This is a genomic window from Neisseria sicca 4320 (assembly GCF_000193735.1).
Classification (GTDB): Bacteria; Pseudomonadota; Gammaproteobacteria; order Burkholderiales; family Neisseriaceae; genus Neisseria; species Neisseria sicca_E.
Genome location: NZ_AEPF01000060.1, coordinates 1 through 22,846, shown reverse-complemented (window position 1 = coordinate 22,846; position 22,846 = coordinate 1). Strand labels below are relative to the sequence as shown.

The 22,846-nt window shown below is 51.9% G+C and carries 20 protein-coding genes; 5 read left to right on the top strand and 15 right to left on the bottom strand.

Annotated elements, in window-relative coordinates:
* Positions 1 to 55: 55 nt before the first annotated feature.
* The 3 genes from NSCA4_RS0106800 to rpe form a co-directional block, all read right to left on the bottom strand.
* The gene (locus NSCA4_RS0106800; protein ID WP_016687442.1) at positions 56 to 1,207 is read right to left on the bottom strand and encodes an ATP phosphoribosyltransferase regulatory subunit; all 1,152 of its coding nucleotides are present in this window, start codon (positions 1,205 to 1,207) and stop codon (positions 56 to 58) included.
* 253 nt (positions 1,208 to 1,460) lie between these two features.
* The gene (locus tag NSCA4_RS0106795; RefSeq protein WP_016687441.1) at positions 1,461 to 1,781 is read right to left on the bottom strand and encodes a membrane protein; all 321 of its coding nucleotides are present in this window, start codon (positions 1,779 to 1,781) and stop codon (positions 1,461 to 1,463) included.
* An 87-nt stretch (positions 1,782 to 1,868) separates the two neighbouring features.
* A complete protein-coding gene (rpe, locus tag NSCA4_RS0106790; RefSeq protein ID WP_016687440.1) occupies positions 1,869 to 2,552 on the bottom strand; it encodes a ribulose-phosphate 3-epimerase in 684 nt (227 codons plus the stop codon).
* A 255-nt stretch (positions 2,553 to 2,807) separates the two neighbouring features.
* Between rpe and NSCA4_RS0106785 the strand changes: the two genes are divergently transcribed.
* Entirely contained in the window at positions 2,808 to 3,236 is a 429-nt protein-coding gene (locus NSCA4_RS0106785; RefSeq protein ID WP_016687439.1) for a Spy/CpxP family protein refolding chaperone, read from the top strand.
* Positions 3,237 to 3,423: 187 nt separating this feature from the next.
* On the opposite strand, the gene NSCA4_RS0106780 is transcribed toward NSCA4_RS0106785, so the two are convergent.
* The 12 genes from NSCA4_RS0106780 to trpE all read right to left on the bottom strand — a co-directional run bounded on the left by NSCA4_RS0106780 (position 3,424) and on the right by trpE (position 17,833).
* On the bottom strand, positions 3,424 to 4,290 hold the full coding sequence (locus NSCA4_RS0106780) for an ATP-binding protein (RefSeq protein ID WP_016687438.1): 867 nt from the start codon (positions 4,288 to 4,290) through the stop codon (positions 3,424 to 3,426).
* An 8-nt stretch (positions 4,291 to 4,298) separates the two neighbouring features.
* Positions 4,299 to 4,928, bottom strand: coding sequence for a riboflavin synthase (locus NSCA4_RS0106775; RefSeq protein ID WP_016687437.1), 630 nt, complete (start codon positions 4,926 to 4,928; stop codon positions 4,299 to 4,301).
* 19 nt (positions 4,929 to 4,947) lie between these two features.
* Positions 4,948 to 5,655: a tRNA (guanosine(46)-N7)-methyltransferase TrmB gene (trmB, locus tag NSCA4_RS0106770; RefSeq protein WP_016687436.1), complete on the bottom strand. Its 708-nt coding sequence runs from the start codon at positions 5,653 to 5,655 to the stop codon at positions 4,948 to 4,950.
* A 354-nt stretch (positions 5,656 to 6,009) separates the two neighbouring features.
* Positions 6,010 to 7,797 (bottom strand): dihydrolipoyl dehydrogenase, encoded by a 1,788-nt coding sequence (gene lpdA, locus NSCA4_RS0106765; protein ID WP_016687435.1) that lies wholly within the window; start codon positions 7,795 to 7,797, stop codon positions 6,010 to 6,012.
* Between the two features lie 17 nt (positions 7,798 to 7,814).
* Positions 7,815 to 8,252 carry a hypothetical protein gene (locus NSCA4_RS0106760; RefSeq protein ID WP_016687434.1) on the bottom strand — a complete coding sequence of 146 codons (438 nt, stop codon included), beginning with the start codon at positions 8,250 to 8,252 and terminating at the stop codon, positions 7,815 to 7,817.
* A 93-nt stretch (positions 8,253 to 8,345) separates the two neighbouring features.
* A complete protein-coding gene (aceF, locus tag NSCA4_RS0106755; RefSeq protein WP_016687433.1) occupies positions 8,346 to 9,941 on the bottom strand; it encodes a dihydrolipoyllysine-residue acetyltransferase in 1,596 nt (531 codons plus the stop codon).
* Positions 9,942 to 10,181: 240 nt separating this feature from the next.
* Positions 10,182 to 12,845: a pyruvate dehydrogenase (acetyl-transferring), homodimeric type gene (gene aceE / locus NSCA4_RS0106750; RefSeq protein WP_016687432.1), complete on the bottom strand. Its 2,664-nt coding sequence runs from the start codon at positions 12,843 to 12,845 to the stop codon at positions 10,182 to 10,184.
* A 379-nt stretch (positions 12,846 to 13,224) separates the two neighbouring features.
* Positions 13,225 to 13,842, bottom strand: a complete 618-nt coding sequence (locus NSCA4_RS0106745) for a Smr/MutS family protein (protein ID WP_016687431.1) — start codon at positions 13,840 to 13,842, stop codon at positions 13,225 to 13,227.
* 95 nt (positions 13,843 to 13,937) lie between these two features.
* A complete protein-coding gene (locus tag NSCA4_RS0106740; RefSeq protein WP_016687430.1) occupies positions 13,938 to 14,420 on the bottom strand; it encodes a GNAT family N-acetyltransferase in 483 nt (160 codons plus the stop codon).
* A 78-nt stretch (positions 14,421 to 14,498) separates the two neighbouring features.
* The gene (locus NSCA4_RS0106735; RefSeq protein ID WP_016687429.1) at positions 14,499 to 15,635 is read right to left on the bottom strand and encodes a 5-(carboxyamino)imidazole ribonucleotide synthase; all 1,137 of its coding nucleotides are present in this window, start codon (positions 15,633 to 15,635) and stop codon (positions 14,499 to 14,501) included.
* A gap of 209 nt (positions 15,636 to 15,844) precedes the next feature.
* Positions 15,845 to 16,132 (bottom strand): GIY-YIG nuclease family protein, encoded by a 288-nt coding sequence (locus tag NSCA4_RS0106730; protein WP_029609600.1) that lies wholly within the window; start codon positions 16,130 to 16,132, stop codon positions 15,845 to 15,847.
* 225 nt (positions 16,133 to 16,357) lie between these two features.
* Entirely contained in the window at positions 16,358 to 17,833 is a 1,476-nt protein-coding gene (trpE, locus tag NSCA4_RS0106725; protein WP_016687427.1) for an anthranilate synthase component I, read from the bottom strand.
* Between the two features lie 229 nt (positions 17,834 to 18,062).
* Here trpE and aroA point away from each other — a divergent pair, with 229 nt between their 5' ends.
* The 4 genes from aroA to NSCA4_RS12930 all read left to right on the top strand — a co-directional run bounded on the left by aroA (position 18,063) and on the right by NSCA4_RS12930 (position 22,837).
* Positions 18,063 to 19,361, top strand: coding sequence for a 3-phosphoshikimate 1-carboxyvinyltransferase (aroA, locus tag NSCA4_RS0106720; RefSeq protein ID WP_016687426.1), 1,299 nt, complete (start codon positions 18,063 to 18,065; stop codon positions 19,359 to 19,361).
* 124 nt (positions 19,362 to 19,485) lie between these two features.
* Positions 19,486 to 20,427 (top strand): tRNA (adenosine(37)-N6)-dimethylallyltransferase MiaA, encoded by a 942-nt coding sequence (gene miaA, locus NSCA4_RS0106715; protein WP_016687425.1) that lies wholly within the window; start codon positions 19,486 to 19,488, stop codon positions 20,425 to 20,427.
* Positions 20,428 to 20,442: 15 nt separating this feature from the next.
* The gene (gene tadA / locus NSCA4_RS0106710; RefSeq protein WP_029609599.1) at positions 20,443 to 21,165 is read left to right on the top strand and encodes a tRNA adenosine(34) deaminase TadA; all 723 of its coding nucleotides are present in this window, start codon (positions 20,443 to 20,445) and stop codon (positions 21,163 to 21,165) included.
* A gap of 142 nt (positions 21,166 to 21,307) precedes the next feature.
* On the top strand, positions 21,308 to 22,837 hold the full coding sequence (locus NSCA4_RS12930) for a transcription-repair coupling factor family protein (protein ID WP_016687423.1): 1,530 nt from the start codon (positions 21,308 to 21,310) through the stop codon (positions 22,835 to 22,837).
* Positions 22,838 to 22,846 lie beyond the last annotated feature (9 nt).

The following is a 22,846-nucleotide window of genomic DNA, read 5'->3' as shown; positions in this document are numbered from 1 at the left end:
CAAGACGGCTTTGCGCCCTACCCTGATTTGCCTTTAATCCGCTATGAATGGGTATTTAAAGTTTCTCAACCTGCCAAACGCCGTCCGACTTTTTCAGGCGACCTGTAACCTCTTCCGAAGCATTGTGTCCGACACCGTAGTCGATAACGACACACTGCCCTTGTTCACGCAGGGCTTCGACTGCTTCGCGTGCCGCTTCGGCATCATCCGCATCAACCAAGACGACGGGCTGCCGCTCAATGGCGGGCAAACGTCCAATAAAGCTGCGCAAGTCGAAACTGAATCCCGTTGCCGGACGCGCACGGCCGAAATATTCGCCCAATCCGTCATAACGCCCGCCCCGTGCGACCGCGTCATGGAAATTGGAACCGTATGCCGCATACAGCAAGCCCGTGTGGTAATTGTCCACGCGCAGTTCGGATAAATCGATATGGACTTTCTGATTCGGGAATGCGTCGCACACTGCCTGCAATTCGTCCAACGCGCTGCCGACCGCCGACAAATCGGGCAATCGTTCACGCGCGGCGGACAACACTTCCCGTCCGCCATACAGACGCGGCAGCAGCGAGAATGCTTTCGCCCACATACCGTCCAGTTTCCAAGCCTTAACCTGCGTTTCGACCGCCTCAGTATCTTTATCCTGCATCAAAGCAAGCAGTGTTGCAGACTGCTCCGCATCCAAATGCGCCGCATCGGACAAAGCCCGGAATACGCCGATGTGCCCCAGCGACAGCAAAACCTTGCCCATATCGGCAATCTTCATGCTTTTGAGCATCAAGTCAATCAGCTCGATATCCGCCCTGATGTCGGCGAAACCATACATTTCCGCCCCCGCCTGCAAAGGTTCGCGCATATTGAGCAAACCTTCCGGCCGCGCGTGCAACACAGGGCCTGCGTAACACAATCGGTTAATCCCTTGATTGGCGGACAAAAGATGCGCATCGATACGCGCCACTTGCGGCGTAATATCGGCGCGGATGCCTAGCTGCCGACCGCTCAACTGATCGACCACCAAAATGGTTTTCAAAGACAAACCCGCGTCAATGTGCGTCAGCAGGGAATGGCTGTATTCCATCAGCGGAGGCTGTACCAGCTCGTAACCGTGCACTCGGAACAAAGTCAACAACTGCTCTCGCGCGCTTTCCAACTGTCGGGCGTTGGTCGGCAACACATCGGCAACATGTTCGGGAAGCTGCCAAGATTGCATGGAAATCTACCTTCTATCTGTTTTTGTAAACGCAAAGGGCTGCTTGAATTTAAAATCAGACGGACGAACAGCCCGCTTCTCGAAATACGCCGCGCAAACAATGCAGCGTTTCCAACAAATCTGATTTTAAATTCAAACAGCCCCTGAATGACGGCTTTAAACCGCCGAGTTATTAAAAGCAAACTTTACCATACAAAACAGTTTTGTGCAGCCTGTTTTCATACAAGCGTCGTCTGAAAAAGGACGGCCAATCCTATTCGCAATGAAGATTGCTTGTTTTCTCTTTGAACGAATCCATCGCAATTTGACACATACGTTGCCGTTGTCCCAAATCCGCCGCAGGCAACGCTTGGAATAAAAATTTCGTATTGTTGCGTTGGAAATCGGCTTTCTTGCCTGCTTTTTTATAGCATACATCTGCGCGCGCGAAATATTGACGGCAGATTTCCGGCAATTCTTCCAATGATAAAGGTTTGTGCTTATGCATCCCATGCGCTGATACAACCAGGGGATATATTGTCAAAACCGCTACCGCAACAAATTTCAAACTTTTTTGAAACCAATCATTTTTCATAATAAAACCTTAAAATCTATATCTACATAATGATTTTGCTTTTCGCAAAATCCGCTACGTTTGTTTTCAGACGACCTCAAAGCCGACTCAACCAAGTTGCGCCAGTTGTCCGCGCATCTCGGTAATCACCGCTTTATAATCCGGCTTGCCAAAAATGGCCGAACCTGCCACAAACGTATCGGCGCCGGCCGCCGCGACGGCAGCGATATTGTCGATCTTGATGCCTCCGTCCACTTCGATGGCGATGTGCCGCCCATTTTGCGCTTCGTACTGATCCAACATCGCCCGCACTTGGCGGATTTTTTCAAGGGTGTGGGGGATGAAGCTTTGTCCGCCGAAACCGGGGTTGACCGACATCAGCAATACCATGTCCAGCCTGTCCAATACGTTTTCCAAAACGTAGGCGGGAGTTGCGGGATTCAACACCAATCCTGCCTGACAGCCCGCATCTTTAATCAGGCTGAGGCTTCGGTCTACATGGCGGCTGGCTTCGGGATGAAACGTGATAATCGACGCCCCTGCTTTGGCAAATGCCTGAATCAGATCGTCAACGGGTTCGACCATCAGATGCACATCAATCGGCACGGTGGCATAAGGCTTCAACGCCGCGCAGACCATAGGGCCGAAAGTCAGGTTCGGCACATAATGATTGTCCATCACGTCGAAATGAATCAAATCGGCTCCCGCTTCGATAACTTTCGTTACTTCCTCACCCAAACGGGCAAAATCGGCGGATAAAATACTGGGCGCAATACGGAAATTGTGGTTCATAGAAATCCAGTCGGATGGTGTGGTTTGATAAACGGATAATTTTTCATATTCTACCACCAACGCCTCACGCAACACTAACTATGCATTGTTAATATTTAACAAAAGTAAGCATATGCATAGATAATTATTGGTTAACGATATGTTTTGACAGAAATAAAATAAAGATATGAAGTTAACAAAAGTTAACTGGAGGGATACTGCCTTTCACACGCTAATCGGGTATATTTGCGCGGTTACGGAAACTAGGAAAACGCTGTGTCTGTCGGATTCAAATCTTATTTACCCCTCTGTGCATTATCGGTTGCGCTGCTGACGGCTGTTGGTCAAGCGCACGCCGGCCCCCAATATATCAAGCTGGACGATTTTCAAGCCAATTGCGACATCCGCTCCCTTAATCTGACGCAAGACCAGCACAATGCTTTGCGCCGTATCCGCAATGATTACAAACAGGCATCGGACAAGGCATACCGCAAACTCGTCCGCACAGACCGTAACCGCCGCCAAGTCATTATGAAAATCCTCGCGGCAGATAAGTTCGATCAAAACAACGCGCGCGATTACGTCGAAACCCGCTACTTGTCGAGCATGGATTTCGCCGTGGAAGAATTGGAAATCCAACACCGCTTCTACCACCTGCTCAATCCGCGCCAACGCCAGCTTTGGCTCTCTTCCTGCCTTCGCTGACATATCGCCTTCCTGATTTATCCGTACAAAAAGGTCGTCTGAAACCCTGTTTCAGACGACCTTTTTGTACGATACGGCGATTCAAAGCAATGCTGAGCGATGCTGTTGGAAGAAATTGAACCGGAAAAAGCTTGCCTATCATTACCCTCCCGCAGATTTCAGTATAGCAGGTGTATTTCTCGAAATCTCAATCCAAAACCCGTTGTTCCGGCAAACGTCCTGCCCAATCGCACGCAAACTGCCAAGCCGAACGCCCCGAACGGTTGCCGCGCATTTGCGCCCATTGCAACGCTGCCTTGCGTGCCGTTTCATTAAAATCCACACCGAAATCATTCAACCAATTTTCAACCGCTTGAAGGTAGTCGTTTTGATCGAACGGATAAAAACTCAACCACAAGCCGAAACGGTCGGATAGGGAAATTTTTTCCTCAACAGCTTCTTTTTGATGAATTTCGCCGCGTATGCCCGTTGTGCCGCCGTTTTCATCCATATATTCAGGCATCAAGTGGCGCCGGTTGGACGTCGCGTACACCAATACGTTGCTGCATCTTTGCGACAAACCGCCGTCCAATGCGGTTTTTAGGGCTTTATACGTTTCATCGCCGGTTTCAAACGATAGGTCATCGCAGAATACGATGAATTTTTCGGGACGGTCTTTCAACAAGGAAAGCAGCGCGGGCAGACTGACCAAATCGCTCTTATCAACTTCAATCAAGCGCAGCCCTTGGTCGGCATATTCGTGCAACAGGGCTTTGACCAGCGAGGATTTGCCCGTTCCACGCGAGCCGCTCATCAAAACATTGTTCGCGGAGCGGCCTGCCAAAAACTGCTCGGTATTGCGTTTGAGCTTTTCGGTTTGCGTCCCAACGGCAGCCAGACGGTCAAGCGGGAATGTATGCGGGTTTGGCAGGCTCTCCAAAATCCCTTTTTTACCGACGCTGTGCCAACTGTATGCCAAAGCGTTCCAGTCGGTTTTGCCGGGCTCTTCGGGCAACACCAAATCAAGACGGTTCAAAACGGAATAGGCTTTTTGCAAAAAGGCGGCGAGTTTCATATATAACCCTATTGTCCTGATGTAACAGGATTTTGCTGCGCCATCACGCGCATCACGGTATCGACAACGGCTTGGGTTTGCGGATCGACTTCGATATTGATGACGTCGCCCTCTTTCCGGCTGCCGAACAAAGTGCGCGTCAAAGTTTCCGGAATCAGATGGACATTAAATTCCGTTTCGGCAACATCGCCTATGGTCAGGCTGCAACCGTCCAAGCCGACAAAGCCTTTGCTCAAAATATAGGGTTTGAGTTCAGTCGGCAGTGCAAACCATACCGTGCGGTTAAACTCGCTGCGTTCTATCCGCGTAATCTGCGTAGTCGTCATGATATGCCCGCTCATGACGTGTCCGCCGATTTCATCGCCGAAACGGGCGGCACGTTCGAGATTGACGGCATCGCCTGTTTTCAGACGACCTAAATTGGTCTTTTCCAAGGTTTCTTTCATCAAATCAAAGCTGACCGCATCGCTGTCGATTTGAGTGATGGTCAGGCAGCAGCCGTTGTTGGCGACGGATGCGCCGATTTGCAGATGCTCGGTCATCCCATCGGGCAGCTTGACGACATGGGTACGGAAATCGACGGACGGTTCGCGGATGGCGATGATTTCGCCGATACCTTGGACGATACCTGTAAACATGGAAAATTCTCCAATCGGTTTATTTGATGCGTTTGAAAACCAAATCCCAAACGCCGTGTCCCAAACGTTTGCCGCGGGCTTCAAATTTCGTTTCGGGACGGTAGTCGGGCGTAGGCGCATAATCGGCGGCGGTATTTTGCAAATTGTCAAAACCGCTCAACACTTCCAGCATCTGCTGCGCGTATTCTTCCCAGTCGGTCGCCAGATGGATATAACCGCCGACTTTCAATTTGGGCAGCAGTTTCTGCACAAACGGTATTTGCACCAAGCGGCGTTTGTTATGGCGTTTTTTGTGCCAAGGGTCGGGAAAGAAAATGTGGATGCCGTCCAGCACGTCGTCTGAAAGCATATTTTCGACCACTTCGACCGCATCATGCCGCATCACGTGGATATTGCCGATGTGTTCTTCTTCAATCAATTTCAAAATATTGCCGACGCCGGGACCGTGCACATCAATCGCCAAAAAGTCGGTATCAGGCAGACGCTTGGCGATTTCAACAGTCGCCACGCCCATGCCGAAACCGATTTCCAACACCTTAGGACGGTCGCTGCCGAAACGCTGATTCAAGTCCAACACGGAATCTTGGTAATCGATGCCAAACTGCGGCCACATCGTATCAATGGCACGCTGCTGCGCCGCAGTCATATGCCCTTGGCGCAACACAAAGCTGCGGATGGAGCGTTTATGCTCTTCAGGAACGGTGGAATCCGGAGTTATTTCGTTCATAAATTATTTCTTGTATCTGATAAGACTGAGGGAAGGTCGTCTGAAAATCTGCAATATGGTTTCAGACGACCTCTGAATGTATGGGGTCAACCGTTAAATGGTTTGTTTTATAGTTGATAAATAAACATGAGACAAGTTGCCGACAGTATAAATCCTACCGAACTCATTTGCTTGCTGTTTTAAAGCATGACTAAATGGTTGACTTGGAGCTTAGACACGCATCCTTGCTCATCCATTATATCGTTAATGAAATTATTCAATATGCTCTTTGACGAAAAGGTCGTCTGAAAGATTCAGACGACCTTTGACTGATAAATGTAGTGTCAGCAGTTTAATTCAACTGACTGAATACACTTATTTTTTCTTTTGAGCAGGCAGGTCGGTACAAGTACCCAGCGCCACTTCTGCAGCCATACCGATGGATTCGCCCAAGGTCGGGTGCGGGTGGATGGTTTTGCCGATGTCTGCCGCGTCACAGCCCATTTCGATTGCCAAGCAAACTTCGCCGATCATATCGCCGCCGTTCGGACCGACGATACCGCCGCCGATGATACGGCCGGTTTCAGCATCAAAAATCAGCTTGGTAAAGCCTGAATCGCAACCATTGGCAATCGCGCGGCCGGAAGCTGCCCACGGGAAGTTGGCTTTGGTGATTTTGCGGCCGGATGCTTTGGCAGACAATTCAGTTTCGCCAACCCATGCCACTTCGGGAGCGGTATAAGCCACGCCCGGAATCACGCGGGCATCGAAGTAAGCTTTATGTCCGGCGCAGTTTTCAGCGGCAACGTGACCTTCATGAACAGCTTTGTGTGCCAGCATAGGCTGACCGACGATGTCGCCGATGGCGTAGATGTGCGGCACATTGGTACGCATTTGTTTGTCGACTTCGATGAAGCCGCGGTCGGTTACGGCAACGCCTGCTTTTTCGGCGCTGATGAGTTTGCCGTTAGGCGCACGGCCTGCGGCAACCAATACGGCATCGTAGCGTTGCGGCTCTTTCGGCGCATTTGCACCTTCGAAGGTAACGTAAACGCCGTCTTCTTTCGGCTCGACTGCGACGGTTTTGGTGTTGATCATGATGTTGTCAAAACGGTATTCGTTTTGTTTTTGCCATACTTTCACCAAATCGCGGTCGGCACCTTGCATCAGACCGTCCATCATTTCAACGACGTCAAGGCGCGAACCCAGCGTGCTGTAAACCGTACCCATCTCAAGGCCGATAATACCGCCGCCGATAATCAGCAGCTTGCCCGGTACTTCTTTCAGAGCCAAAGCGCCGCTGGAATCGATGATGCGCGGATCTTCAGGGATAAACGGCAGCTTGGTTACGCGGCTGCCCGCTGCGATGATACAGTTTTTGAATGCAACGATTTTTTTCTCGCCGGTAGGCGTAGCTTGTTCGTACACGTCGCCAGTAGTCAGCGACACTTCCAAATGGTGCGGATCCAAGAATTGACCGTCGCCTTGGATAACGTCCACTTTGCGACCTTTAGCCATGCCTGCCAAACCGGTAGTCAGGCGGGAAACCACGCCGTCTTTGTAGCCGCGAAGCATGTCGATGTCGAGTTCAGGCTCGGGGTATTTGATGCCGTTGGCAGCCAAGTGGCGCACTTCGTCGATAACGGCAGCATTGTGCAACAAGGCTTTGGAAGGAATACAGCCGACGTTCAAGCAAACGCCGCCCAAGGTTTTGTAGCGCTCGACGATGGCAACTTTCAGACCTTCGTCAGCAGCGGCAAATGCAGCGGAATAACCACCGGGGCCACCACCCAATACGACTACGTCGTACTCTGCATCGGCAGAACCGCCGAATTGTGCAGCTTGCGGTGCAGGAGCGGCAGCTGTAGGGGCTTCTTGCGCAGGGGCGGCAGCAGATGCTTCAACTTTAGGAGTGGCAGCCGCGCCTTCGGCTTCAACAACTACAATCAAACCGCCTTCAGAGATTTTGTCGCCGACTTTGACTTTCACTTCTTTGACCACACCCGCAACTTCGGCAGGTACGTCCATCGTCGCTTTGTCGGTTTCCAAGGTAATCAGGGTATCGTCAACGGCGATGGTGTCGCCTACGTTCACTTCAACCGCGATAATATCTACATTTTCGTGTCCGCCAATGTCGGGCACTTTCAATTCAACTAAAGCCATTATATTGACCTTTCAACTTAGTTAATTTCTATCAACTCTTTAGCAATAATCACTTCTTCAGGAATACAGCCACAATCTTTAGCTCTGATTGTTACTTCCTTCTCATCTGGGTTTTCTGGATGTTCAACCTCATATTCAAAAATAGAATATTGACCAAACAAATCTCTATTTAAAACATATATATAGCCATTTTCAATACCGGAGCTTGTTGCAAATTTCTTGGCAATTTCCTTGTCTATTGTCGTAGATATATAACAGCCGTCATATAGACCTGTTTCAATTTGATGGGCGTAAACTGCATTCTTCACACTTGGACCATGTGTAGCTTTACCATCATATTTAAACTTACCATCATAACGAATTGCAACTTCAGCTTTATTACCTTTAGGTTTTAACTGTCCATTATTTTGCTCATCTTGTTGGCAACTAATGCCTCTATATAAGAAATTTCCCATAAGTTATTAATTTAAAGGTTGAATTTAACACCATCACTCATCAATCTCAAGCAATCCAAACATTATCAGACTGCTTGAGAAGGATGTTTTATTTTATAAGGTAATGCGGCGGAAGTCTTTCAACAGGTTCGCCAGGAATACGGTGAAGCGCATACCGGCGGCACCGTCGATGACGCGGTGGTCGAAGGACAGGCTCAACGGACACATCAGGCGAGGAGCGAACTCTTTGCCGTCCCAAACCGGTTTGATTTGGGATTTGCACACGCCCAAAATAGCAACTTCAGGTGCGTTCACAATCGGAGTGAAGCCTGTACCGCCGATGCCGCCCAAGCTGGAAATGGTAAAGCAGGCGCCTTGCATTTCTTGCGGTTTGAGCTTGCCTTCGCGGGCTTTTTTAGACAATTCGGTCAGCTCTTGGCTGATTTCTTTCAGGCCTTTTTGTTCCACGTCTTTGATGACGGGAACAACCAAGCCATTTGGCGTATCAGCTGCGAAACCGATGTTGAAGTAGTTTTTCAGAACCAGATTGTCGCCGTCCAAAGAAGCGTTGAATTCTGGGAAGGCTTTCAGCGCAGAAACGGAGGCTTTGATGATGAATGCCAACGGAGACAGTTTCACGCCTTCGCGTTCCCATTCTTTGTTCAGCTGTTTGCGGAATTCTTCCAATTCGGTCATGTCCGCTTCTTCGTGAACGGTAACGTGCGGGATGACTACCCAGTTGCGGGACAGGTTTTGACCGGAAATTTTCTTAATGCGGGACAACTCTTTAACTTCGACATTACCGAATTTGGAGAAGTCCACTTTAGGCCACGGCAGCAAGTCCAGACCGCCGCCCAAAGATGCGCCGGCAGCAGCAGGTTTCGCCGCGCCGCCTTGCATTACAGATTTCACAAAGGCCTTAATGTCGTCGCCCATGATACGGCCTTTCAGGCCGGTACCTTTGACTTGACCCAAATCTACGCCCAATTCGCGCGCCAGTTTGCGTGCGGAAGGACCTGCGTGTGCTTTGGCAAAAGCGGCTTCGTCGATTTTGGCAGCGGCAGGTGCAGGAGCGGCAACAGGAGCCGGAGCGGCGGCAGACGCGGCAGCCGGAGCAGCTGCCGGTGCGGCGGCTTGGGCAGGAGCAGGAGCGGCGGCAGAACCGGCGGTTTCCACTTCGATAATGGCAGTACCTTCAGATACTTTGTCGCCGACTTTCAGGAATACGGCTTTAACGACACCGGCGGCAGTACAAGGTACGTCCATAGTCGCTTTGTCGGTTTCCAGAGTAATCAGCGTGTCGTCTTCGGCAACGGTGTCGCCAACTTTGACTTCAACGGCAATTACATCTACATCAGTATGACCGCCAATGTCGGGAACGGCTACTTGGACGGTTGCACCGCCTGCGGGTGCGGCGGCAGGCGCAGGTTGTGCTTCAGCCGCAGGAGCCGGAGCGGCTTCAGCAGCGGCAGCACCGGTTTCAACGGTCAAAATTACGCCTCCTTCGGAGATTTTGTCACCGACTTTGACTTTCACTTCTTTGACCACGCCTGCTGCATCGGCAGGTACGTCCATAGTGGCTTTGTCGGTTTCCAGAGTAATCAGGGTGTCGTCAACGGCGATGGTGTCGCCCGCTTTGACTTCTACTGCGATGATATCGACGTTTTCATGACCGCCGATATCGGGTACTTTGATTTCTACGATACTCATTTGAGTTCCTTTGATGATTTCGGTTTGAGGTCGTCTGAAAAACAGTTTCAGACGACATCACTTATGTTTTCCGGCACGGATAACCATTTCCAGAGCAGCCTTTCTGCGCTTCGAACCTTTTGCACAACTTGCGCCCGCTGCTTGGTAACTCAAGGTCTATCCGTTATGCAAACCGTCAACGTATTCTTGATTCAGACGACCTCACAAGCAAATTTACTTTGAGGTCGTCTGAAAACAGAATTAACGTTTCCAGCTTGGAGCCACGTCGGCATTGATGCCGTATTTTTCGATGGCTTGCTGAACGGTTTCTTTGCTGACTTTGCCTTGTTCTGCCAATGCGCTCAATGCTGCCACGGCAACGTTGTAGCGGTCCACTTCGAAGAAGCGGCGCAGGTTGGCACGGCTGTCGGAACGGCCGAAACCATCGGTACCCAAGACATGGTAGTCGTTCGGGATGTACGCGCGGATACGGTCGGCATAGCTGCGGATATAGTCAGTAGCGACGATAACCGGACCATCATGACCTTGCAGTTGTGAAGTAACGAAAGGCACTTTTTCAGCTTCCAGCGGATGCAGGCGGTTGAAACGTTCGGCTTCGATGGCATCACGGTGCAGCAGATTGAAGGACGGGCAAGACCAAATGTCTGCTTCTACGCCGAAGTCGGCTTTCAGCAATTCGGCGCCGGCAATCACTTCTTGCAGGATGGTACCGGAACCCATCAATTGAACTTTCTTGTCGCCTTTGTCACCGGCTTTCAGCAAGTACATACCTTTCAGGATGTCTTGTTCCACGCTTTCAGGCATGTCCGGATGAGCGTAGTTCTCGTTCATCAGAGTGATGTAGTAGAACACGTCTTCGTTATTGGCATACATGCGGCGCAGACCGTCTTGTACGATAACTGCCAATTCGTATTGGAAGGTCGGATCGTAAGAAACGCAGTTCGGAATCAAATCGGCTTGAATATGGCTGTGACCGTCTTCGTGTTGCAGGCCTTCACCGTTCAAGGTTGTACGGCCGGCAGTACCGCCCAACAGGAAGCCGCGAGCGTGCATATCGCCGGCAGCCCATGCCAAGTCGCCGACACGTTGGAAACCGAACATAGAGTAGTAGATGTAGAAAGGAATCATAGCGAAGTCGCTGTTGGCGTAGCTGGTTGCCGCTGCGATCCAGTCAGCCATCGCGCCCGGTTCGTTAATACCTTCCTGCAAGATTTGACCGTCGGTAGATTCTTTGTAGAACATCAGTTGGTCTTTGTCTTGCGGAGTGTATTGCTGGCCTTTCGGGTTCCAAATACCGTATTGACGGAACATGCCTTCCATACCGAAGGTACGGCTTTCGTCGGGAACGATAGGTACGACGCGTTTGCCGATTTTTTTGTCTTTCAACAGAGTAGACAGAATGCGGACAAATGCCATAGTGGTAGAGAATTCACGATCACCGCTGGATTTCAGTTGAGCATCGAATGCGGACAACTCAGGCACTTCCAATACCTCTTTTGTCGGATGACGTTGAGGCAGGTAACCGCCCAAGGCTTCGCGGCGGGCGTGCAGGTATTTGTACTCTTCGCTGTCGGGAGCGAAAGTCAGGTAAGGCAGATCGCCGCTGTCGATTTGCTCGTCGGTAACAGGAATGTCAAAGCGGTCTCGGAATTGTTTCAGAGACGCTTTGTCCATTTTTTTGGCTTGGTGTGCAACGTTTTGACCTTCACCCGATGGTCCCATACCATAACCTTTAATGGTTTTCGCTAAAATTACGGTAGGTTTGCCGTCTGCATGGTTAGCTGCAAGGTCGTAAGCGTTGTACACTTTTTGAGGGTCGTGACCGCCGCGGTTCAATGCCCAGATTTGTTCATCGGTCATATCGGCAACCAATGCTTTCAATTCAGGCGTATTGAAGAAGTGTTCACGAACGTACGCACCGTCTCTGGATTTGTAAGTTTGGTAGTCACCGTCCAAACATTCTTCCATGCGTTTGCGCAGGATACCGTCTTTGTCTTTTGCCAAGAGGCGATCCCAACGGCGACCCCAGATAACTTTAACAACATTCCAGCCGGCACCGGCGAAATTACCTTCCAATTCTTGGATGATTTTGCCATTACCGCGGACAGGACCGTCCAAGCGTTGCAGGTTACAGTTGATGACGAAAATCAGGTTGTCCAAACCTTCGCGTGCAGCAAGGGCAATCGCGCCTTGTGATTCAGGTTCGTCCATTTCGCCGTCGCCGCAGAATACCCATACTTTACGGCCTTTGGTTTTTGCCAGACCGCGGGATTCCAAGTATTTCAGGAAACGGGCTTGATAAATCGCCATAATCGGACCCAAACCCATGGATACAGTCGGGAACTGCCAGAAGTCAGGCAGCAAGTGCGGGTGCGGGTAAGAAGGCAGACCTTTTCCGTCCACTTCTTGGCGGAAATTGTCCAGTTGGTCTTCAGTCAGACGACCTTCAACGAAAGCACGGGCGTAGATGCCTGGAGAAATGTGACCTTGGAAGAATACCAAATCGCCTTCTTCGCCTTCGCCCTTAGCTTTCCAGAAGTGGTTGAAGCCCACTTCGTACATGGTTGCTGAAGATTGGAAAGATGCGATATGACCACCCAGCTCCAAATCTTTTTTGCCGGCGCGCAATACGATGGCGGCGGCGTTCCAGCGCACGAATGCACGGATGCGGTGTTCGATGTTTTGATCGCCCGGAATACCTTTTTCGTCTTCAACCGAAACGGTATTCAAATACGGAGTAGTCGTGCCGTGAGGCATACGAACGCCTTTGTCGCGGCTGTATTTAACCAGATGTTCCAACAGGTATTGTGCGCGTTCGCTGCCTTCATATTCCAGAACCGAGCTTAACGCGTCCAACCACTCTTGAGTTTCAATCGGGTCAACATCGTGTAATTGGGTGGACATAGTATCTATCCTTATGTTGAGTGTTATTCAATGACGAAGGGTTATACCCTAATATTTTCGTTTGCGAAAATTGGTATACAAAAACGAAAAGTTTCTAAAATCAAATCAAATAAAATTAGATAATCTAAATCTTTTCAATCAGTTAAAAACCGGATTAAAAACAAAAGACACACTGGTGAATTTATTTGAATCTGCTTCGCTTAGAATCGTATCAGCAAACGGTATAACTAGCAAATTTCAATTTAATATATTCAAAAACAATCAAACTCTTCCTATTTAATTTTCTTTTTAATACAAAAACGAAAATAAAATGGAAAAATACGAAATAACCTTTCACCGTTTTTGAAATAGCTTTGCCGCTATATTTCAGACGACCCTATTACCGTTCCTCCGAATGTCGGCGTTTGATAAGGATGCGGACAGCGCCGTCATTGCCCTCGCGAGGTTCGATATAGGCAAGGACATCCGGATGCTGCATCAGCCAACGTCGCGTCATATTTTTTAAAACAGGTTTATAGCCTGCCGAACCCAGTCCGCTACCGTGGACAATTTCGGCACAAATGCCGCGCTTTTGGACAAACACGATAAATTCATTTAATACCTGTTGCGCTTCTTCTTGCGTATAGCCGTGCAAATCAACATCGGCAACGACGGGATAATGGCCGTTACGCAAGCGTTGCAGGTCGTTTTTACCTTGCCCGTTCTTGCTGAACGAAGCAGGCGGCTCATCCCAACCGCCGCTGCCTATATAGAAATAATCTTCCTCATTTAATGAAGATACTTCTTTCGGACGCGGCTTTATCGGCGATTTATCGCGCGGAGCAGAATAATATTGCGAAGTTTGTTTCAACGGGGTTACCGTCCCGACCATACTTGCAAAATCGGCATTCTCGGCTTCCTGCTTTTTAGCTGCCGCTTCTTCTGCGGCCTTTTCTTCCGCTTCTTTTTTCGCCTGTTTGCCTAAGGCCTGAAGGGTAGATTGGAAATCTGTTTTCATCAATGGATACCTGAAACGCTAAATGATTTTCAGACGACCATTTTTACAAACAAGGTCGTCTGAAAACGGGAAAAATGATTGACGGTTGTATCTAACTAAAGATATTTCCGCATTAATTCGCATTCGACTTTGACTTCCCGATTCAACTGCAACACCGCAGAACCCAGAGACTCATAACGGTTGATGCGGTAAAACGGAACGGAATTGAGCGAGGCATAAAGTTTTAAAAAACTCAATCCGGCATGGTGCGCCAACTCTTCGGCACGCCTAAGCAATGCCGTACCCAAACCCTGATTGTGGAAAATCGGATGCACATAAAGCGCGTCTAATTGCGCTTCCTTGAAATCGACTTGGAAAAATCCACGGATAGCCCCTTTGTATTCCACCACCCACAAAGCCTTATCCGGATCGTCGATGGTATGGCGGTAGCTTTCAGTGTCCAACAGCGCTTCCCATGCCTGAAGCACGTTCTCGTCGTAGCTTCGAATGCAGGCAAATTGGGCAGCATGAAGATGGGCATTATGGATGGCTTGGCAATCTTGTACTGTGGCGGGACGGAGTATGGTCAACAGGCTCATGATTCGGAACGTTATGTCTGGTTTTCAGACGACCTTGATTGATTCTGAGGTCGTCTGAACATTCTAAAAATTAGAAAATTATAAACTTTGATGCAGCTTCACCGCCACTTCAAAAGCAGTGTCGGCATCGGCGGCCAAGACGGTGAAATGTCCCATTTTGCGGCCTTTCCGCGCGGCTTTTTTGCCGTATAGGTGTAAATGTGTATTCGGATGACTTTGCAACGGCAGCCAATTCGGTTCGCCGCCGTCTTCCTGCCAAACGTCGCCCAAAATATTCGCCATGCAGCATGAAGAAAGCAGCTTGGTGTCGGCGGGCGGCAGGTTGCACATAATGCGTACCTGCTGCTGGAACTGGTCTGCGGCGCAGGCATCCAGCGTATGGTGGCCGGAATTGTGCGGGCGCGGGGCGATTTCGTTGACGACCAATTCATGCGTATCGCCGACGACGAATATTTCCACCGCCAATACGCCGACATAATCCAACTCATCCGCCAAACGTTGCGCCATCTGCCGCGCCTGTTGCTGCACGTCGGCACTCAGCCGCGCAGGGGCGATGGAATAGGCGAGGATGCCGTTTTCGTGGATGTTTTCGGCGGGGTCGAAGGTTTGCGTGTTTTCATTGTTCAGACGACATACGATAACGGAAATCTCGCCGCGCAAATCCACCATTTTTTCCAAAACGCAATCCACGCCGCCGTGTTCGGCAAACGCGGCTTTGAGTTCGTCCACCGTTTTGACGCGGATTTGACCTTTACCGTCGTAGCCCAACGTAGCCGTTTTTAGGATGCCGGGCAAAAATTGCGCGCTTGCTTCGCTGATGTCGTCTGAACGGCAAATCGCTTGATACGGCGCGGTTTGCAGCCCCGCTTTCCGTATCCACGCTTTTTCCTGAATACGGTTTTGCGCGACGGCAACGCAGTCGCCACTGGGGGAAACGTTGGTATGTTTTGCCAGAAAGCGCATCGCGTCGGCATTGACGTTTTCAAATTCAGTGGTCACCGCCGCGCATTTTGCCAACTCGTCCAAAGCGGCTTGGTCGTCAAACGGCGCGCACAAATGGCGGTCGGCAAATTCCGCTGCCGGCGCATTCGGATCGGGATCGAGAACGGTGACTTTGTAGCCCATGGTTTTGGCGGCAACGGTAAACATTCTGCCTAATTGTCCGCCGCCGAGAATGCCGAGGGTAGCGGGGGGGAGGATGGGGGAGGTGTTCATGGTGTTTTAATCTGTCTGTGTTCTAATGTTTATTTCAGGTCGTCTGAAACCGTCAATCCGTCATTCCCGCGCAGGCGGGAATCCAGAGGATAAATACCCTGCAATGTTTAAAGATTTCTGAAACCTAAGAGTCTGGATTCCCGCCTGCGCGGGAATGACGAAATCCAAAGGGTACCAGGGTTAATTTAAATGTTTTGTGGAAATGATGGTTATTTAATAATTTCAAACCATAAATCCTGCCAACTGGGATTTTTTTCTTCAATAAGGCGCAGCTTCCATTGCCGATTCCATTTTTTCAATTGCTTTTCCCTGGTAATGGCGTGTTCCATCGTGGAATGCAGTTCGTACCAAACCAACATGGTTACATGATGCTGATTTGTAAATCCTTGCGCCAAATGTTCTCTATGTTGGTAAACACGTTGGGCGAGATTGGATGTTACACCGATATACAGCGTTCCGTTTCGTTGGCTGGCGAGTATATAAACGGCAGGTTGCATCATGTTTCCGCAAAAAACTTTAATCCGTCATTCCCGCGTAGGCGGGAATCCAAGCCTCAATCTTTCAGAAACCTTTAGATATTCCCGTCATTTTAAATTTCTGGATTCCCGCCTGCGCGGGAATGACGCGGTAAAGGTAGCTATTCTAATCAAACGATTGCTGCTTATTGTTTGGATTTTCAGACGGCCTGTTGATTCTTTAAAGGCCGTCTGAACACTCCAAGTCTACCTATCCAACCCTTCCTGCACCATCTGCGCCGCTCTGACCACTGCTCGGGCCTTATTCTGCGTTTCCTGCCATTCGGAGGTCGGGTCGGAGTCGGCGACGATACCTGCGCCGCTTTGGACGTATAGCGTGTTGTTTTTCACTACGGCTGTGCGGATGGCGATTGCCAAATCCATGTCGTTGTTGAAACCCCATACGCCGACGGCGCCGCCGTAGATGCCGCGTTTGCTGGGTTCGACTTCTTCGATGATTTCCATGGCGCGGACTTTGGGTGCGCCGGAGAGCGTGCCGGCGGGGAACGTGGCGGCAAGGATGTCCATGTTGGTAACGCCCTCTTTCAGACAACCTTCGACGTTGGAAACGATGTGCATCACATGGGAGTATTTTTCAATCACCATTTTGTCGGTTACTTTGACTTCGCCCGTTTTGCTGATGCGGCCGACGTCGTTGCGCCCTAAATCGATAAGCATGACGTGTTCGGCGATTTCTTTGGCGTCGCTTAATAAGTCCTGCTCGTTGGCAAGGTCTTCTGCGGGGGTCTTGCCGCGCAGGCGCGTGCCGGCGATGGGGCGGACGATGACGTCGTCGCGTTCGCGGCGGACGAGGATTTCGGGCGAGGAACCGACGATATGGAAATCGCCGAAATCGTAGTAAAAGAGGTAAGGCGAAGGGTTGAGCGTGCGCAAGGCGCGGTAGAGGGCGAGCGGGCTGTCGGTGAATTCCATGCTCATGCGCTGGCTGGGTACTACCTGCATACAGTCGCCTGCGAAAATGTAGTCTTTGATTTTATCGACGCAGGCTTTGAACGGCTCTTCGCCGAATTCGCTGACAGCTTCAGTGTGTTTGCTGCCGAGCGAAAGCGGGATGGCGCAGCTTTGGCGCAACTGGGTGCGGATGTCTTCGAGGCGTTCGCGGGCGCGTTCGTAGCCGTCGGGCTGCGACGGATCGGCGTAAACGATGAGGTGGATTTTGCCGCTTAAATTGTCGATAACCGCCAATTCTTGCGACAGCATCAGCAAGATGTCGGGCGTGCCGAGCGGGTCGGCTTTGGCGGTGTTTTTCAGGCGGTGGGCGAAGTGTTCGAAATTGTAGATGGTTTCGTAACCGAAGTAGCCGACCAATCCGCCGGTAAAGCGCGGCAGACTTGGGATTTCGGGCGTTTTGAAGCGGTTGTGGAAGGCTTCGATAAAGGGCAGCGGATTGCCGTCGTGTTGCTCGACGATTTCGCCGTTTTGATAAACATCGACATGTTTGCCACTGGCTTTGAGATAGTGGCTGCAAGGCAGTCCGATAAAGGAATAGCGGCCGAAACGTTCGCCGCCGACAACGGATTCGAGCAGGTAGGTATAGGGGCGGTTGGCGAGTTTGAGATAGAGGGAAAGCGGCGTATCCAAGTCGGCAAGGAGTTCTTGCACGAGCGGGATGCGGTTGTAGCCTTCGGCGGCTTGGGCTTGGTATTCTTGTTTGCTGATCATTTCGGTTCCGTTTGTCGGGTGTTTTCAGACGACCTTGCGAACGTGTAAAAGCCTTTGAAAAAGCTCGGGACGACGCGCTTGGCGGGCAGAAAAAACAAGCCTCCGCCATCGTCGCAAAATTGCGGAAAAGTATAACATTTTATGCGGATTGTTGACAGTTTTGGTTTTTCAGACGACCCCTCCCTGCCGTATAATGCCGTTTTCTGTTTCCGCTTCCCAAACGACCATCATGACCGAATCCATCCGCCTCCCAGCCGCCTCGCTCAAGCCCGCCACCGTCGCCCTGCCCGGCTCCAAAAGTATCAGCAACCGCACCCTGCTGCTCGCCGCCTTGTCCGACAACACTTGCGAAATCCATTCCCTGCTCAAATCCGACGATACCGACCGTATGTTGGAAGCGCTTGATAAACTCGGCGTTGAAATCGAATATCTTGCCGAAGGTCGTCTGAAAGTACACGGCACAGGAGGACGTTTCCCCAATCGGACTGCCGATTTGTTTTTAGGCAACGCGGGAACGGCTTTCCGCCCGCTGACTGCTGCGCTTGCCGTTTTGGGCGGCGATTATCATCTGCACGGCGTGCCGCGTATGCATGAACGCCCTATCGGCGATTTGGTAGATGCGCTGCGGATTGCCGGCGCCGATGTCGAATATCTCGGCAACGAACACTATCCGCCGCTTCATATCGGCGAGCGCCAAGACCGCGGCGAGCGCGTGATTCCGATTAAAGGCAATGTGTCCAGCCAGTTTTTGACTGCCCTTTTGATGGCGCTGCCGCTGACCGGGCAGGCATTTGAAATCCGTATGGTCGGCGAGTTGATTTCCAAGCCCTATATCGACATCACTTTGAAACTGATGGCGCAATTCGGCGTACAGGTTGTCAATGAAGACTACCGCGTCTTCAAAATCCCCGCGGATGCCCGCTACCACGCGCCCGAACACTTACACGTCGAAGGCGATGCCTCCAGCGCATCCTACTTTCTCGCAGCAGGTTTGATTGCCGCCACACCCGTCCGCGTTACCGGCATCGGCGCAAACAGCATACAGGGCGATGTCGCCTTTGCCCGCGAGCTGGAAAAAATCGGTGCGGACGTAGTGTGGGGCGAAAACTTCGTCGAAGTCTCGCGCCCGAAGGAACGCGCCGTCCAAGCCTTTGATTTGGATGCAAACCATATCCCCGATGCCGCCATGACCCTCGCCATCGTCGCGCTTGCCACAGGACAAACCTGCACGCTGCGCAATATCGGTTCATGGCGCGTCAAGGAAACCGACCGCATCGCCGCGATGGCAAACGAGTTGCGCAAACTTGGTGCAAAAGTAGTCGAAGAAGCGGAAGCGATTCACATCACCCCGCCTGAAACGCTGACGCCCGACGCCGTCATCGACACTTACGACGACCACCGCATGGCGATGTGTTTCTCGCTGGTTTCCCTGTTGGGCGTACCCGTCGTCATCAACGACCCGAAATGCACCCATAAAACCTTTCCGACTTATTTTGAAGTGTTCTCTTCACTGACCGACGCGGTTTAAAACAGAGAACGTTTCTCCCCAACAAAAAAGGTCGTCTGAAAATATCGTTCCGCAATCCAACTGCCGAACCGTTTTCAGACGACCTTTTGCTATAATCCGTCCGTTTCCCCACGCCCCTTTTGATATGAACACCCCAAAAGCCTTTGCCATACTCGGTCCGACTGCCGGCGGGAAAACCGCCCTTGCCTTGAAAATCGCCGAAGCCCTGCCGGTCGAAATCATCAGCCTCGATTCCGCGCTGGTGTACCGCGATATGGACATCGGCACGGCAAAGCCGACGGCTGCCGAGCTTGATGCCGTGCCGCACCACCTTATCGACATTATCCCGCCGACGGAGTCTTACAGCGCAGCGGAGTTTGTCGGCGACTGCGTGCGGCTGGCGGAGGAAATCCGCGCGCGCGGCAGGCTGCCTTTGATTGTCGGCGGCACGATGATGTATTTCCACGCGCTGACCGAAGGCTTGAACGACCTGCCCGAAGCGGATGCCGCCGTGCGCGCCGAATTGCAGGAAGAAAAAAACCGCTACGGCTTGGCGCATTTGTATCAAAACCTGCAAACCATAGACCCTGAAACCGCAGGTCGTCTGAAACCGAACGACAGCCAACGTATCGAACGCGCTTTAGAAGTGTACCGCCTGACCGGCAAGCCCTTGAGCGCGCATTTTGCCGAAAAAGCCGACTACACCCCGCCGCTCGATCTCTGCACCACCGCCCTGATTCCCGAAAACCGCGCCTTGCTGCACGAAAACATCGCCCGCCGTTTCACACAAATGCTGGAACAAGGTTTCATCGACGAAATGCGCGCCCTGCGCCAAAAATATCCCGAACTGACCGCCGATATGCCCTCTATGCGCTGCGTCGGCTACCGGCAGGCATGGGATTACCTCGAAGGCTTGACCGATTACGACACCTTTGTCGAAAAAGGCATTGCCGCCACCCGCCAACTTGCCAAACGCCAACTCACTTGGCTGCGCAAAATCCCATTGGCGCACAGCATCGACCCCTATACCGACGGCGACCACGTTCAGACGACCTTGGCACTTGTCCGCCGCCATTTCCAAATCTAAAACGCCATGCCGACCCTGTTGACCACGCCGCCCGTCGCCCCGCAAACCTTAGCCGCCCTGCAAGCCCTCGGCATCCGCAGTGTAGGGGAGCTGCGCGACACCGGTTCCGTCCAAGCCTTCCTGTTGCTCAAGGCGGCCGGACTGACCGTTACCCGCAGCACACTTTGGCAACTCGAAGCCTTGTTGCTCGGTATCAAACCGCAAGACCTGCCGCAAACGCAGAAAACCGCTTTGGAACAAGCCCTTAAAAACCATCCGCCCGTTGCCGTTTTTTCCACGTCGTCTGAAATGGAAACCTTCATGCGCGCTGCCTTGGCGCAGGCAGAACAATCCGCCCGCATCGGCGAAATCCCCGTCGGCGCGGTCGTCGTCTCCAACAACCAAATCATCGCCGCCGCACACAACACCTGCGTCAGCGATCACGACATCAGCCGCCACGCCGAAATCCGCGCCCTTGCCGCCGCAGGAGCCGCCCTCCAAAACTACCGCCTCGACGAGTGCGACCTCTACATCACGCTCGAACCCTGCGCCATGTGCGCCTCCGCCATCATCCAAGCCCGCGTCCGCCGCGTCATCTACGGCGCGGCAGAACCCAAAACCGGCGCGGCAGGCAGCGTAGTCAATCTGTTTGCCAACCCGCTGCTGAACAAACACACGGCAATCAAAGGCGGCATTTTGGAAGGCGAATGCAAAGCCGTTTTACAGGCGTTTTTTCAGACGAGGCGCAAACAGGGTTGAGGAAATCAAAAAGGTCGTCTGAAAACCACCCAAACCATCCCGCTCCTTACACCCGCTGTTAATCTGCTAAAATCCCGCTTTTATAACCCATCACGGCGGCCCGAAAAATTTTCCGGCTGCCGCAATCCATTGTCCCTACGCCATGACCTACCCTATCCCCAAACCCCGTGAAAAATCCCGTTGGCTCAATCTTTCGCAAGGCTCGCTGCCGCTGGCTTTGGCGCGTTACCTGCCGCATAAGCGGCTCAAAGCCGTGCTGACCCAAGATACGGAACAGGCGTTGCGCCTTCAGACGGCATGGCGTTTTTTCCGTCCGCACGATACGGCGGTGTTCCTGCCGGACTGGGAAACGCTGCCTTACGAGCGTTTTTCGCCGCATCAGGATTTGGTGTCAGAGCGGCTCTCGGCGTTGTGGCAGATTAAAAGCGGCGCGGCAGACGTATTGTTCGTGCCGGTTGCCACGGCGATGCAAAAGCTGCCGCCCGTGCCGTTTCTGGCGGGACGCACGTTTTGGCTGAAAACGGGGCAGACTTTGGATATAGGCCGTCTGAAAACCGATTTGGTGGATGCGGGCTACAACCATGTTTCCCATGTTGTCGCGGCGGGCGAATTTGCCGTGCGCGGCGGCATTGTCGATTTGTTCCCGATGGGCAGCGAAATGCCTTACCGCATCGATTTGTTCGACGATGAAATCGACAGCATTAAAACCTTTGATACCGAAACGCAACGCACCATTTCCCCCGTTTCCGAAATCCGCCTGCTGCCGGCGCACGAGTTCCCCACTGACAGCGAGGCGCAAAAAATCTTCCGCAGCCGCTTCCGCGAGGAAGTCGATGGCAATCCGAACGATGCCGCCGTGTACAAAGCCGTCAGCAACGGCCATTTCGGCGCAGGCGTGGAATATTATCTGCCGCTGTTTTTTGAAAACGAGTTGGAAACGCTGTTTGACTATATCGGCGAAGATGCGCTGTTTGTCTCTTTGGGCGACGTTCACGCCGAAGCAAACCGCTTTTGGAGCGACGTCAAATCACGTTACGCGATGGCGCAGGGCGACGAAACCTATCCGCCTTTGCTTCCACAGTATTTGTATCTCTCTGCCGATATATTCGCAGGCCGTCTGAAAAACTACGGACAAGTGCTGCCCGATGTTTCCGGCAAGGAACACACCCTGCCCGACCTTGCCGTCAACCGCCAATCCGACGAGCCTTTGCAGGCATTGAAGGATTTTCAGACGACCTTTGAAGGACGGATTTTGCTGTGCGCCGAAAGCTTGGGACGGCGCGAAACCATGCTCGGCTTCTTGCAGCAAAACGGTTTGAAAGCCAAACCAGTGTCCGACTGGCAGGGCTTTTTATCGGCGCACGAGCGGCTGATGATCACGGTCGCGCCGTTGGCTTACGGGTTCAAACTGGGCGGGCTGCAATCTCCGAGCCAACAGCAACCCACTTCCGCCTCCGAGGGAGAAGGCGAAGCGGTTACCGACCAAACCAAATTTTCCGCAGCCGTAACACACCCTCTCCCTCAGGAGAGGGAACAAAGTGCAGCAGCCGTTTCAGACGACCTGAAAACCGAAAGCAGCCTGCACCCCGTCGAAAGTACTCTGCACGGGCAAACCCGACAGCAACCTGCCCCCTCCCCCGTGGGGGACGGGTTGGGGAGAGGGGCAAAGTAGTTGCCGCTC